The following is a 13,125-nucleotide window of genomic DNA, read 5'->3' on the forward strand; positions in this document are numbered from 1 at the left end:
GCGACGCTGCCCTACCAGGGTGCGTCTGGATGAAGCTCCCTCAGATGGGCGGACTTCCCGGGAAGGCCAGCAGCCCTTCTCATGAGGACCGCCGGAAAGAGCAAAGAGCAATGGGCAAAGGGCGGATCCCATGCAGCGCCCCGGCTACACCTTGGCGAGATCCCTGCGCCCGCGCGGCGGGCGCTGCTTCTCCGGGCGCCTTCGCAGCCACCACAACCACAGCCCGGCCACGCCGAGAAGCACCAGGGCCAGCCCCAGCAGCGCATTCACCACCTCGAGCGCGAGGCCGCCGAGCTCCCCTGTATGCAGCGGATAGATGACACTGTTAGCGCGGGCGCCGGCGTCCAGTTCATTCCAGCGATCCACCCGCAGCAGCGCGCCGGTCAGCGGATGCATCCAGACTGAGGTCAGCCCGTTCGGGTGCGGGTCGTCAGCCAGGATCAGGCGCACGCGCACCGGCTTGGCCCCAACTGCCGGCACGGCGATGTAGCCAGCTGGCGCCCCATCGAAACGGGCCCTGGCGGTCGCAACCAGCATGTCGAGCGCGACAGGCGGTCGAGCGCCCTCACCCGCACTCACATTGGGCGGAGCCAGCGGCACCTGTCCGGCAATGGACGTCACCGCCTGCGGAATCGGCTTCCAGGCCATGTAGGCGCCGCTGAACACCGGCACGGCGATGAGCAGGCCGAGCACCGCGCCGCCGGTGCGATGCAGGTCGAACAGCCCCCGCAACAGCCCGCGGTCCAGCACCAGCGCAAAGCCCTGCTTCCAGCGCTTGGGCCACCAAAGCACCAGGCCGCCAACCAGCAGGACCGCGTAGGCCAGGGCCAGCACGGCCAGCAGCGGCTTGCCCGTCTCATTCATCAGCAACGAGCTGTGCAGTTCGAAAACGAAGTTGAACGCCCCCTCGCGCTCGCCTCTGCGGCCCAGTTCCCGGCCATCGCGGGGGTCGAAGTGGACGAAACCCTCCCACGGAGTGCCCCGTACCGTCGCGCGCAGGCTCTCGCCCGGTTCACGCGGCGGGCGCAGCACGAAGGACGCGCCAGGTCCGAACTCGGCGCGCAGTATCTGCCGCGTGCGCTCCAGCAGGTCGGGTGCGGCCGCGCCCGCAGGCACGCTGAACAGCTCGGCATTGAGCCAGCGATCCAGCGGCTTGAGCACGACAAGGCTGCTGCCCAGCAGGGCCACGACGAGCAGCGGCAGGGCCAGCGCCAGCGCCAGCCAGCGGTGCAGCTTCAGCCAGAAGCGGCGCATCAGAAGCTGCGTCGCCAGCTGACGGTCAAGGTGCGCCCCCGTCCGGCGAAGTAGTCGTCGTTGGTGCCTGCCGGATTGGCCTGCGAGTAGTAGCCGACGTACTGCCGGTCGAACAGATTCTCGACCCCGACACCGAAGTCGCCCCAGGCCGTGCCGTAGGTGGCCGCCAGGTCGGCCAGCGTGTAGCCCTCGAAGTTCTCCTCCAGCCTCGAGGTGCCGACCACGCGGCCGGTGTTGATGTGGCGCGAAGCCAGGCGCGTGGCCTGCAGGCGCACATTGCCCTTGGGCGCGAACTGCCAGGCGGCGGCCAGCACCAGCTTGTCCGGTCCCTGCGAGCGAGCCCCCAGGCTCACGTCCAGCGGCGCGTCGGGCTGCGCCGCCGTCTTGCCGCGGGTGCGGGCATAGCTCGCGCTGAGCGTCCAATCCGCCAGCGGCTTGACTTCGCCGCTGAACTCGAAGCCCTTCACGTGGACTGGCACGCGCAGCACGCTGCCGACGCCGGTGGCCGCGTCGACGCGGATCTGGGAGCCTAGATCGGAGCGGGAGTCGTAGACCGACGCAGAGAAGCTGCCCAGGCGCCCGCGCCAGGCCAGACCCACTTCACGGTTGTCTGTGACCACGGGCTCCAGCGAGATCAGCTTGTCCACCGACTGGTTGGCCGTGTTGACTGCCCGCAGCACCAAGCCTGCATCCGGCACGCCGAAGCCCTCGTTGTAGGCCACGAAGGTGGACCAGCCACCGCCCAGGCGCCAGACCGCCCCCAGGCTCTTGACCCACTGGTTGAAGCTGCGCTCGCCGCCCTGCACGGCGGTGTCCTTGTAGTAGGCCAGCGTCCGGTAGCTGTCGACCCTGAGGTTGGCGCTCTCCCGGCGCGCACCGCCGCGGATGGTCAACGCCCCCACCTCGTACTCGAGCTGGGCGAAAGGCGCCGTGCTCGTGAACTTCAGCGGAGGCACCCACGTGCGGTCGGTGAGCGCCAGGCGCTGCTGGGATGTGTCCTTCAGCCAGTCCAGGCCGGTGGTCAGCTCAAGCCCCTCGACGAGCAGATCGGGACGGGTCCAGCTCAGCTTGACGCCGGCCTTGTCGGCAACGACCTCGGATTGGTCGAAGAGCTGGCCCAGCGGCGCAATGCGCAAGTCCTGGAAGGTGGTCGCGGCCGTCGCGCCGTACAGGGCGGCGAAGTCCTGCTTGTAGACCTGGGCGCGCGCCTGGCCGCCGGCCAGGTCGCTGTGGCTCCAGTCCAGCGACATGGTGCGCACGTCGTTGCGCGGCGGCTTGCCAACTGGCGTGCCGGGGGTGGCACCGGTGAGTTGGCCGGCAACGCGGTTGCCGGGAACCGGCTTCCAGTCGCCCTCCCCCTCCAGGCGGAACTTGTTGAACGACAGCTGAATGCGCTGGGCGCCGAAGTCGTGGCCAAGCTTGAAGAAGACGTCGCCGGCCTTCGAGTCCTGGGTATCGCCCTGCACGGCTTCCAGGCCGAGCCGGCGGCCGTCGCCGTCCACGCCCACCCCGCGCAACGTCGCGCCGACATGCAGCAGCGCGTCGAAGCTGCTTTTGTGCTCCAGCGTGTAGCCGGCTTTCCACAGGGCGTCGTCGCTGCGGCCTTGCGTGCCGTATTTCAGCTCGACACGGTGTCGGGTGCCCGTTTCGCGCGGCGTCCGGGAGATGAAGTTGATGATGCCGCCGGTGGCACCCAGCCCCTGGGCAGCGGACGCCCCGGAAATGACCTCGATGCGCTCGATGAGGGAGGGGTCGGCGAAGTACCCCTCGCGAGCACCATTGCGCAGCGGGTTGCTCTGCGGCACGCCGTCGAACAGCAGCAGCGCCGTACGCCCGCGCATGGACTCGCCAAAGGCTGTCATCTTCTGCCGCGACGGCGCGAAAGATGGCGCGAGCACCGACAGAACCGCACTCAGGTCCTCCGCGACCAGCGTCTGGGTCTCGATCTCCTGCGCAGTGATGACCGCGACAGCGCCGGGAATCTTGTCGATGGCCTTGGTGCCGCGGGTGGCGGTGACAACCACGCGCTCCAGTTGCGGGTCGGACGACTGCTGGGCCAGGGCGGGGAATGCAGACAACAGGACCAGCGCGAGCGGGCTGAGGCGGAAGGTGGCGGCCGGGAAAGCGAAGGACATCGAGAACGGTGACAGCTGGCGAGCGAGTGCTCCATGCAAAGCAATGTTAACTGCAAATGCGAATCAGTCTCATTAAAGACAAAACAAGACCTCCCCTCCCGTCCGCCACGAGCGCGTCGGAGCCGGATGCCCGGCGAGCGTCCATATAATTAGCCGCCATATCATCTGCCGACACACCAATGGAGCTGGAACAAAAGTACCTGGCGCTGATACGCGAAGCACAGCGGCGTGAGATGCCCGATCTCGAAGGCATTCGCCTGTGCTTCCAGACGCTGTCTCTCGCCACGGGTATCGACCGAGAGTGCGCAGCCCTTCTGGCGCCGCACGGCCTTTCTGAAGGGCGTTTCGTCCTGCTGTTCCTGCTCAATGCCGAGCCGGCCGGACTGGCGCCCAACGCCCTCGCCGACCGGGCGGGCGTCACCCGCGCCACCGTCACGGGACTGCTTGACGGACTGGAGCGCGAAGCGCTCATCGAGCGGCAAGCGGATGCCAAGGACCGGCGTGCACTGTGCATCCAGCTCACGCGCAAGGGGCGGCGTGTCGCCGAGGCCGTGCTCACGCAGCATGGCCGCTGGATCGCGAGTCTCTACGGCAACCTGTCGACACCGGAAAGGACGCAGTTGGCGACGCTGCTGGACAAGGTGGCCGCCAATCTCGGGGGCGCTGCACCATGAGCACTGCCCGCAAAGGCGCAGCCCGAACCACAGACATCCCCGCCGACGTGCTTCAGGCCTTGTCGCGTGGGGAAATCCAAAGCGCAAACCTGGCCGAATGCCTGGCGCTCGACCAGGCCGAGCTGGTCCGAACGGTCTTCCCCGACCTTCGCACCCGGGCGCTGGAGGAAGTCTCCACCGCCTGCGAACTCGGCGTCCTCAAGCGCATGGCCGGCATCGCCGCGGTGCTGCTGGACGAGATGGGCGAGGCCGCCATCGAGCGATGCCGGTCGCACGGGGCAGACACGGTGCGCGGCTGGGCGTGCTTCATGATCGGAGCCCGGCCCGGTCTCGATCTGCAGGCGCGGCTGGCCGCCATCCGGCCACTGGCTGACGACGCGCATTTTGGCGTTCGCGAATGGGCATGGTTGGCCATGCGCCCGCACCTGGCGCAGGATCTCGAGACATCCATTGTCCTGCTGGCTCAGTGGACGACAGAGCCATCCGAGCGCCTGCGCCGCTATGCGAGCGAAGCCCTGCGCCCTCGCGGCGTGTGGTGCGCCCATATCGCAGCACTCAAGCGCGAGCCTGAGCAGGCGCTACCCATCCTGTCGCCCTTGCGAGCCGATCCCTCCATCTACGTGCAAGACTCGGTGGCCAACTGGCTGAACGACGCTGCGAAGGACCGGCCCGACTGGGTCCGCGACCTGTGTGCCCTATGGCTGCGGACCACTGCCGCTGCGAGCACCCATCGCATATCCCAGCGCGCCCTGCGCAGTCTCGGGTAGAGGGCAGGTGAAGGCGAATCAATCTGCGTCTTGGCCGATCCGACAACGAGTCGGCACAAGCGCACGGACAGTCGGCCGGTCACCGCTGGCCGCTGAGCTCCACGGCCTCCCGAACAATCTTGTCCATGGGTGTGGCCAGAATCGCCCTATCCGCGGGACTCTCTCGGATCGCAGCCATCCGCTCGCTGAGGGTGGCCTTCGCCCGCCCGAAGTGCCGCGCAACAGATGCGGCCGAGCACAGACGACACTGCACGGCCAGACAGGCGACAAGCGCGCGGCCTCGAGAGCCCTGGAAGTCCTTCCGTTCGGCCAGCGACAGGTCGGGATGCAAGCCCAATCGGGTCTGCACCCATAGCTCCAGCAACGCGATCGCTCCGTCAATGCTCTTGCCCACGCTGGCTGCGACAAGCGTCGCTGCCGCGCCGCCGACATGCCTCGCCACAGCGCCGGCGGGACCGACCGTTCCTCTGGCGGGCACCATCCCCTTGGTCAACTCCCACTGCAGGACTTCGTGCTCGGAAGGTCTCGAGACGATCGCTCGACGGAGCGCGATGCGCCCCAGCGGCACCGTCACTGCCAGGCGTTCAAGCAGCGCGGTTGCATGGAACCCGTCCGCCATGGTCAGTCCGAGGATGGTCCTCAGGGCGGCTGAGCCACAGGCCGTTGGAGAAGCACTCAATCCGGTGGACACGGGCCTCCAGGCCAGCATGCGGACTTCATTGAGCAACTGATCGGCGCTGTCGATCGGCTGTGCCCGGTATCGCCCCGAGAAAACAGGCCCGAATGCTCCATCCGCCTCGCGGACTCGCTTGGCGATCATGTTCGACAGGCCATTGCCAAGCGCCGCCGCTGAGTCTCCCGCCGACAGCAACGACAACAGATGAATTTCCCCGGGCAGAACCAAGTAGTACAAAAGCTCGCGGCCGGGCAGTTGATGCGCGCCAAGCAACCGTGTGCGGATCTGCTTGACGAGTGATGCGCTGCCGACAAGGTCGCGCCCGACCACGGCCCGCCAATACACATGCCAGGCCCTCGCCACCATGCCGTCAATGATGGAGCGCTCCATACCTCTATGACGAAGGCGGCAAAGAAGTTTCCCCCCCTAACTTGGAACGCGATCCCTTTCGTTCGGCTCTGAGAGCAACTAACTTTCAGTCCGAACAGACACGATGCCGTCGACCGGCTCGGATGGGAACCCCAATCGGCCGAAATCTCAGCGCCGACGCCCCTCTCATGCCGGCGGATGCTCCCGAACGCACAAAGCACACCGACGAAATTGCTTTTCGAGTCGGAGGGATGTCTCTATCTTTGTCCCGCCAGAGGTGAATACCGATGGCATTCGTGTCCTCAACTCAACTGGAGAACGTCATGAGCGACGAACTGGACCTGGAGATGGTCGACCTGGGCGATGCCAAGGAGCAGACGAAGGGCCTGCAGCAAGGCATCGAAGACGAAGCGAATGAAACCGCTCCGTTCCTGTATCCGGTGCCCTGACTGAGCAGCGGTGAGAAAGCGCGCAGGCGGCCGACTGCGCGCCTTCAACAGAGAACACCCCATGCGCCTGACCACGTCCCCACAGCGCCGCTATCGGCTCGCGGACCATGTGCGCGCATGCGTCCACGACGGACATGTCATCTTGCTGGACCTGCGGCGCGACAAGTACGTGGGCATCGCTGGCGACCAACAGGCGGCTCTCTCCGAAATCATTGCTGGCTGGCCCGCTGAAGGCGGCGCCTCAGATTCATCGTCCGCAGGTTGCCCCCTGGAATCCTGGCTGCACAGGCTGGCAGCGCAGCACATGCTGTCAGACGCGAGCACCACGGCACCGCCATGCGCGCCTCTCGCGGAGCCGCTTGAAAGCCTCGACATCGAGTGCGGCGTACGCCCTCCTCGAATCGGCTGGCAGCGTCCGATGAACCTCGCCTGGGCCTTCACGATCGCCACCTACTGGATCAAGCATCTCAGCCTGGCCGAGATCGAAAGCCGCATCGGCCTCTTGCGAAGGCCTGCTGGCTCGGGCGACTGGGCCGCGAGCACAGCCCATCTGCGCGACGCAGTGTCGTCCTACACGCGACTGCGTCCCTTCGTCTTCACCGTGCATGACCAGTGCCTACGAGACTCGTTGACCTTGCTCCGATTCCTCGCCACGGAAGGGCTTTTCGCCCAATGGGTCATCGGGGTCCGAACCCGCCCGTTCGCTGCGCATTCATGGCTGCAAACCGGCCATGTGGTGCTCAACGACGTTCGCGAGCACGTGCGCACGTACACGCCGATCCTCGTGGTCTAGGTTCCACCGGCCATGTTCCGCTACATCGCCTTCAGCTGGACGCCTGCTGACGAAGTCCAGTCACGCGCAGCGGAACAGCTGGAGCAGGCCCTCCTCGAGAGCGACTCCTGGTGCACTGTCTTCGAGATGTCGGGCCACAAGGTCTACATGACGGGCAACGCAAGGGGCATCAACGATGCCCACCTGCTGCCGGCCAACCAGGGCGTCATCCTGGGCCGACTCTTCCGGCGCGGTGTTCGGATGCAGACGGGCGAATCCGGCCTCGAGCTCAGCGATGCCGACGTCAGGCGGATCACGAGCTCGGACGGGCGCGCATTGGTCGACGGATTCTGGGGGCGATACGTCGCCTTTCTTCCCTCGCGCAACGGCGAAGCCCGCGTGCTGCGAGACCCCACCGGTGCCCTGCCCTGCTACCGCGTTGAGATGCTAGGCATCCGCGTGGTTCTTTCCTGGCTCGAAGACCTGGTCGCGCTCCGGCATGCCCTCCCGCCTCCTCCGGATTGGGAGGTGCTGTCCGCGCACATCATCCTCGGACAGGTGAGTGGACGCGCGACCGCGCTGAAAGGCGTGACCCAGGTCTTCGCCGGGGAGCTGGCGCCAGTGGATCGAACCAGCGATCCGCCAACGATGCTCTGGAGTGCGGCAGAGTTTTGTCGCCGGCCGTCGTCGGCGACGCCCGCCGAAGCATCACGGCTGCTGCGTGACACCGTCACCGATTGCGTGGATAGCTGGGCATCGTCCTATGCGTCTTTCGTGCTGCGGCTCTCCGGCGGCGTCGACTCTTCCATCTTGCTGGGGATCCTCTCGGCCCATGAGCCTTTGCACGACTTCGTTTGCCTGAACTACCACTCCAGGGATCCCGGCGGCGACGAGCGCGCCTACGCGCGGCTTTGCGCGCAACGACATGGCAGGCCACTGATCGAGCGCGCCGTGGACGAAGACTTCCGGCTCGAGGAGTTGCTCCACGTGGCCCGGACACCGCTCCCCTTCCACTACATCGGCTCCATGGGGACAAGTCAAGCCGACGCGCAGGTCTGCGCTGCGCACCACGCAAGCGCCGTGCTGAACGGCGCTGGAGGCGATCAGCTCTTCTTCGAGGTCCAGTGCACATGGCCGGCGGCCGACTATCTCAGGCTGCGCGGGTTCGACCGGGGTTGCGTCGGGGCAGTGCTGGATGCCGCGCATCTGGTCCGCGTGTCATTTTGGAAATCACTGCATCACGCGATGGCAGATCGAGGATTCCAAGGAAATCCGGTCGAAGGCGCGGGCCGCTACGTTTCGCTGATGCAGCGCGATGCAAAGGACGCGGCATCACGAGCGGCCCCCAGGTTCGTCCATCCGTGCTGGCTGGCCGCACAAGATTTGCCTATTGGGAAGTTCCATCAACTGGGCATGGTGATCACCCCCTTCGACTACTACAACCACCTCCTTCGGGAAGCAGCGCCAGAACGCATTCACCCCCTCATGTCGCAGCCGCTCGTCGAGCTCTGCCTGTCGACACCCACATACGTCCTGACCCAGGGTGGTCGGGGCCGCGGTCTGGCGCGCACCACCTTCGCCGATCTCCTGCCACGGGAGATCGCAACTCGCCGGTCGAAGGGAAGGATGAGCAACTACTCCGCCAAGGTCCTGCAACGCAACCTGGCCTTCGTGCGCGAGCTGCTGCTGGACGGCTTGCTGGCAAAACACGGATTGCTTGACCGACATCGAACAGAAGCAGCGCTGGCCGACAGGCTCGGCGCGAGCACAACACGCGCCACGGAGTTCTATGCGTGGATTGCATGCGAAACGTGGCTTCGCGTCGCCACGCGTTCATCCGGCCAGGCGCGACCCTCGGCGTGAACGGATGCCACTACCAAGAGAGCTGGGATCCGCCCTTCGCCTCATCCGAGAGAGCGCGGACCGCGAGGTGCTGTTCTTGCTTGCCGGCACGCTGGTCGTCGTCGCAATCAGCGGCGCGCTTGCGGCCACCGCCCCACTCGCCCTCAAACACCTGGTCGATGCAATGGCGGTGCTGTCCATGAGCAGCGCCGACAGCAACGGCACCGTGCTGATCCACGGTGTGTTCTACCTGCTCGTTCTGGCAGGAGGGCGTCTGGCCTCTGACGTGCGGCCGCTGTTGTCAGGCCGGATCGAGCAACGCGTGCTGATGTCCCTGAGACAGCGGTTCTTTGCGCATCTGCTCCTTCTGCGGACCGGCGACCTGGCCAAGCGCCGCAGCGGCGAGCTGCTGCACAGCGCCGAGCTTGCCGCGGTTGGCGTGCGAACCGTCATTTCGCACGTCACGGGCACGATGGTGCCAGTCCTGGTTGAGCTGATCCTCATGGCCTTCATCCTGGTACAGCTTCGGCTGCCCGCGCTCCTGGGTGTCTTCATCGCGGCATCGGCCGCCTACCTGATGGTCTTTGGCGTTGGAGTTCTCAGGCAGAGAGATGCCGTCAAGTCTCTTTCTGCAGCGAGCCTGGACGCCTACGGACGACTCGCCGACGGCATCGCGAACATCGAGACGCTGCGCTGCTTCGGGGCCGGGGCGCAGGCGCAAGCCACCCTTGCAGGCGCTTCCTCCCGCTTGATGACACGCTGGCTGCAGTTCAACCGACTGACCGCCCAGAGTGCGCTCGCGGCCTCGATGGTCTTCACCGTCGCCATGAGCGCCTGCTTTGCCATCGCATCGGCCGCTGTGGCGAACAGCCAGATGACCACGGGTGGGTTCGTCCTCGTGATCGTCTACATGCTGCAAATCGTGCGTCCGCTTGAGATGCTTGGTGCCGCAGCCCGCGATTTTTCCCGCGCAAGCGGCTTCATCAAGCCGATGCTCGACATCCTCGACTCGCCAATCGATCCAGCAGAACCGTCCTCCGCGACGCCCAGGAAGGCCTGGGATCCGCCATCGACAGCGCCATCGCTGCGCATCGAGAACCTGCAGTTCGGATATGACCCGAACAAACCTGTCATACGCGGCCTGGATCTCGAGATCCAGGCCGGTCACACAACAGCGATTGTCGGTCGCAGTGGTTGCGGCAAATCCTCGCTGGCCAGGCTGCTGCTTCGCCTGTATACACCCCAGGCCGGACGCATCCTGATCGATGGCCAGCCCATCGAGGCAATGTCCACGCATGAGTTGCGCGCGATGTTCGGTCTCGTTCCCCAGGACGCCGGGCTGCTTCATGGCAGCGTCCGGGACAACATCGCGCTGGGGCGGCAGGCCACGCCCATCGAGGACATCGAGCAAGCCGCCACGCATGCACAGATCCACCGGCGAATTCGCGCACTGCCTGACGGCTACGACACCTTGCTGGGCGAACGTGGCCAGACAATCTCAGGCGGCGAACGTCAACGACTGGCCATTGCTCGCGCCATGCTCAGGCGGCCGAAGATCTACCTGCTCGACGAACCGACGTCCATGCTCGACGCCAAGACCGAGGCGGAAGTCATGGCGGAACTGCGGACGATGACGGCTGGATGCACAACGCTCCTCATTGCTCACAGGCTGTCGACGGTCATGCATGCCGACGAAGTCGTCGTCATCGACGATGGCCAGGTCCGCGAAAGAGGGCGGCATGCCGACCTCCTCGAGAAAAATGGCCTCTATGCGCAGCTGTGGCGACAACAGACGGGATGACTCATCTGAGCCTATCCCCTGCTGGGTTCGCGAGCACAACGGGGTTTGGCATCGACGTCGACCTTCATCTTCTCCATCTGATCCCAAGACTCATACTGAGCCTGCAGCGAGGCTGCTGTTTCCCCGGCCAGGAAAGGTGTCGTGCGCCGCTCCCCCTTCAGCCAGTATCGGTACCAGTCGACGTTTCCTTGAAGCGAGATCATTCGCTCGCTGGGAGCCGACAATGAGTGGAAGCCACCGGGAATCAGCACCATCTCAACCGGCTTGTACTGGCGCCTGAGCAGCGCGTAGATGTCGTAGTTCCCATAGACCGGTGCACCGTAGGACTCGATGCGAAGCGCCGCGCGAACGCAATCGGTGTTCAATGCCGGATCGTTGCGCAGCCACTGGTCACGAGTAGGCCCGAAGGGCACCCCGCGATTCGCGGTCTCCATGTTCTGCCCGAAGCCAAAGCCGAAACCGACCGCATAGTTGAACAACGTGTTCGTGTCGCCATCAGCCAGCGTCGCGGCGCGAATCGGCACGTCCGAGAACGTGACGAGGTTCAATGTGAGTTCACCCGTGTAGCTGAATCCAATGATGCCGACCCTGGCGGGATCAACCAGCCCATCCTTGACGAGGCTGTCGACTGCAGCTCGCACGCCCTCGTAGTACTGGACCAGTCGTCCGTGTCGATCGGTCGCTATCGCTCCGTTGCGAGGCTGGTACGACATGGCCAGCACGAGGATGCCCTCTCGCACGAAAGCGCGGCCAGGGTAGGCACTGCTGAAACCGCCGAGGGCGTTCGGCCCGTCCAGGTAGAAGCTCTTCGGATCGTAGGTGTAGTTCTGGATCACGAGTGGAAGCCTGCCCTGACCCGCAGCGCCCTCGCGTCCCATCAGCCCTCCGACCCACTCCCGGCCCTTGGCATCACTCCAGGCGTAGGTCTTCATGGCACCCCAGGTCTTGGCGCTGAACTGGGGGTTCAGCTGCGTCAACCGGACGGCCTGGCCAGACGGACCTTCTGCGACGACATCCGGAGGTTCGTTCAGAGCCTGCTGAATTCTCGGAACCCATGCAGACCTGGCCGCCTCCTTCTGCGCCCCCACATCGTTGATCTCGCGCCAGCCGCCGGCGTCCAGGCGCCTGAAGCGGCGTCGCTTGTCTCCGTCAACGACCACGAAACCATCCGCAGTTGGCACGGCCGAAGCCACCCGACCGGCCATCTCGGCGATCACCCGCCAGCGTCTACTCTCGGGCCAGTACTCGATCACGTGGGAGGCCGTCGAAACGCCTGCGTCCGCAACTTTCGGCAGATGTGTCCCAGCCAGCACGACCGACTCACCCTGGCCTTGCCACAACCGGTCCGATCGGTACTGCGGAGAACCTGGCATCGCGTCGTCAGGTGCATCGACGATGGTCTGCTCGTGACCGTCATCCAGCCGCCAGGCCGTCATGCGGCGAGCCGTTCTCGCCGTTGTGTTGGAGTAGTAGTTCAGCGGATCAGCCTCCAGGTTCCTGGCGAATCTCGCGACGACTTCACCGAGCAGCGGGTACTCGCGACTCCAGGCCAGTGTCCGGTCACGGTCGTAGTGGGGGAGTACCGCCCAGCGGCCGTCCGGCGAGATGCTGACCGTCGGCTTGGCAATGTTCGCCTCGAAGAACGGCTCGCCAAGCGCCCGAGGCTTCGCGGCAGAACCCAGGTCGGCGACATAGAAGCGGTACTTGCGCAGCTGCGATATCAAGCGCTGCTGCCCCCACTTGACCGACCAGAACGACTGGTTGCCGATCACGATGCTCTTGGCCCCGTCCTTCATCGGAGGATTCGGGACCTGCACGGCATAGACCATTCGCCGCTGGTCCCGATCGATCTCAAAGGACACCACCGGCGTGGTCTCGTGGGTGAGCCGGGTGACCTGCCCTGTCGGCACGTCGAGCCGGTAGGCCTGGTTGACGCCATCTTCCATCCGGCCGATGAACAATAGCGTGCGATCGTCATGCCACCGGACCTGCCTGACGGCCATGTCCTCAAGGAAGTGGTCATCATCAGACTCGAAGGTGAACACGGTACGTGGTGCGGCCGGGTGCCCTGACTTCAGCTGGACTGGATCCAGGGCAAGCAGCTGGATCTCGTATCGATTCCTGTCGGTCGCCACGTGAGACCGCCGAGTCACGAAGAACACTCGACTGCCATCAGGAGACACCTGTCGGCGCAGCCCGTCCGAGCTTTGGTCCATGGGCTGAACGATCTTCGTGAATTCCACGATGTCGCGGACGGAGGGGCCTTCCGAAGGCGGGATCGCCGCCACGGAGGAGGCGATCCCTATGAGGGCGCTGACGGGCGCAAGGAGAAGGAGGCGCATGAATGGTCTCGGGAATGCGTAGCTCACCCACCTGCTCACAAGCA

General features: G+C 65.4%; 10 protein-coding genes. 6 read left to right on the forward strand and 4 right to left on the reverse strand.

The window, feature by feature from the left end; all coding sequences use genetic code 11:
• Positions 1-144: 144 nt before the first annotated feature.
• Positions 145-1,254 carry a PepSY-associated TM helix domain-containing protein gene (locus VGF12_RS11055; RefSeq protein WP_331176091.1) on the reverse strand — a complete coding sequence of 370 codons (1,110 nt, stop codon included), beginning with the start codon at positions 1,252-1,254 and terminating at the stop codon, positions 145-147.
• On the reverse strand, positions 1,254-3,389 hold the full coding sequence (locus VGF12_RS11060; RefSeq protein WP_331176092.1) for a TonB-dependent receptor: 2,136 nt from the start codon (positions 3,387-3,389) through the stop codon (positions 1,254-1,256). Before VGF12_RS11060 ends, VGF12_RS11055 begins: the two co-directional genes overlap by 1 nt.
• 179 nt (positions 3,390-3,568) lie before the next feature.
• On the opposite strand from VGF12_RS11060, the gene VGF12_RS11065 reads away from it, so the two are divergent.
• Both VGF12_RS11065 and VGF12_RS11070 read left to right on the forward strand, forming a co-directional pair.
• Positions 3,569-4,063 carry a MarR family transcriptional regulator gene (locus tag VGF12_RS11065; protein WP_331176093.1) on the forward strand — a complete coding sequence of 165 codons (495 nt, stop codon included), beginning with the start codon at positions 3,569-3,571 and terminating at the stop codon, positions 4,061-4,063.
• Entirely contained in the window at positions 4,060-4,830 is a 771-nt protein-coding gene (locus VGF12_RS11070; RefSeq protein ID WP_331176094.1) for a DNA alkylation repair protein, read from the forward strand. Before VGF12_RS11065 ends, VGF12_RS11070 begins: the two co-directional genes overlap by 4 nt.
• Positions 4,831-4,909: 79 nt before the next feature.
• Here the strand turns inward: VGF12_RS11070 and VGF12_RS11075 are convergent, their stop codons facing one another.
• Positions 4,910-5,896: a hypothetical protein gene (locus VGF12_RS11075; RefSeq protein WP_331176095.1), complete on the reverse strand. Its 987-nt coding sequence runs from the start codon at positions 5,894-5,896 to the stop codon at positions 4,910-4,912.
• Between the two features lie 302 nt (positions 5,897-6,198).
• Here VGF12_RS11075 and VGF12_RS11080 point away from each other — a divergent pair, with 302 nt between their 5' ends.
• The 4 genes from VGF12_RS11080 to VGF12_RS11095 all read left to right on the forward strand — a co-directional run bounded on the left by VGF12_RS11080 (position 6,199) and on the right by VGF12_RS11095 (position 10,739).
• Positions 6,199-6,324, forward strand: coding sequence for a rubrivinodin family lasso peptide (locus tag VGF12_RS11080; protein WP_331176096.1), 126 nt, complete (start codon positions 6,199-6,201; stop codon positions 6,322-6,324).
• 61 nt (positions 6,325-6,385) lie between these two features.
• The gene (locus VGF12_RS11085; RefSeq protein WP_331176097.1) at positions 6,386-7,117 is read left to right on the forward strand and encodes a lasso peptide biosynthesis B2 protein; all 732 of its coding nucleotides are present in this window, start codon (positions 6,386-6,388) and stop codon (positions 7,115-7,117) included.
• A gap of 12 nt (positions 7,118-7,129) precedes the next feature.
• Complete coding sequence (locus VGF12_RS11090; protein WP_331176098.1) at positions 7,130-8,959, forward strand: asparagine synthase C-terminal domain-containing protein; 1,830 nt, start codon at positions 7,130-7,132, stop codon at positions 8,957-8,959.
• 67 nt (positions 8,960-9,026) lie between these two features.
• A complete protein-coding gene (locus VGF12_RS11095; protein WP_331176099.1) occupies positions 9,027-10,739 on the forward strand; it encodes an ABC transporter ATP-binding protein in 1,713 nt (570 codons plus the stop codon).
• An 11-nt stretch (positions 10,740-10,750) separates the two neighbouring features.
• On the opposite strand, the gene VGF12_RS11100 is transcribed toward VGF12_RS11095, so the two are convergent.
• Positions 10,751-13,081, reverse strand: a complete 2,331-nt coding sequence (locus VGF12_RS11100; protein WP_331176100.1) for a hypothetical protein — start codon at positions 13,079-13,081, stop codon at positions 10,751-10,753.
• Positions 13,082-13,125 lie beyond the last annotated feature (44 nt).

It is taken from the genome of Roseateles sp. (assembly GCF_036404855.1).
Lineage (GTDB): Bacteria > Pseudomonadota > Gammaproteobacteria > Burkholderiales > Burkholderiaceae_C > Pelomonas.

Coding starts and splice junctions, on each gene's coding strand:
- VGF12_RS11085 (WP_331176097.1), top strand. CDS start 6,386: ATGCGCCTGACCACGTCCCCACAGCGCCGCTATCGGCTCGCGGACCAT.
- VGF12_RS11075 (WP_331176095.1), bottom strand. CDS start 5,896: ATGGAGCGCTCCATCATTGACGGCATGGTGGCGAGGGCCTGGCATGTG.
- VGF12_RS11090 (WP_331176098.1), top strand. CDS start 7,130: ATGTTCCGCTACATCGCCTTCAGCTGGACGCCTGCTGACGAAGTCCAG.
- VGF12_RS11100 (WP_331176100.1), bottom strand. CDS start 13,081: ATGCGCCTCCTTCTCCTTGCGCCCGTCAGCGCCCTCATAGGGATCGCC.
- VGF12_RS11070 (WP_331176094.1), top strand. CDS start 4,060: ATGAGCACTGCCCGCAAAGGCGCAGCCCGAACCACAGACATCCCCGCC.
- VGF12_RS11055 (WP_331176091.1), bottom strand. CDS start 1,254: ATGCGCCGCTTCTGGCTGAAGCTGCACCGCTGGCTGGCGCTGGCGCTG.
- VGF12_RS11080 (WP_331176096.1), top strand. CDS start 6,199: ATGAGCGACGAACTGGACCTGGAGATGGTCGACCTGGGCGATGCCAAG.
- VGF12_RS11065 (WP_331176093.1), top strand. CDS start 3,569: ATGGAGCTGGAACAAAAGTACCTGGCGCTGATACGCGAAGCACAGCGG.
- VGF12_RS11060 (WP_331176092.1), bottom strand. CDS start 3,389: ATGTCCTTCGCTTTCCCGGCCGCCACCTTCCGCCTCAGCCCGCTCGCG.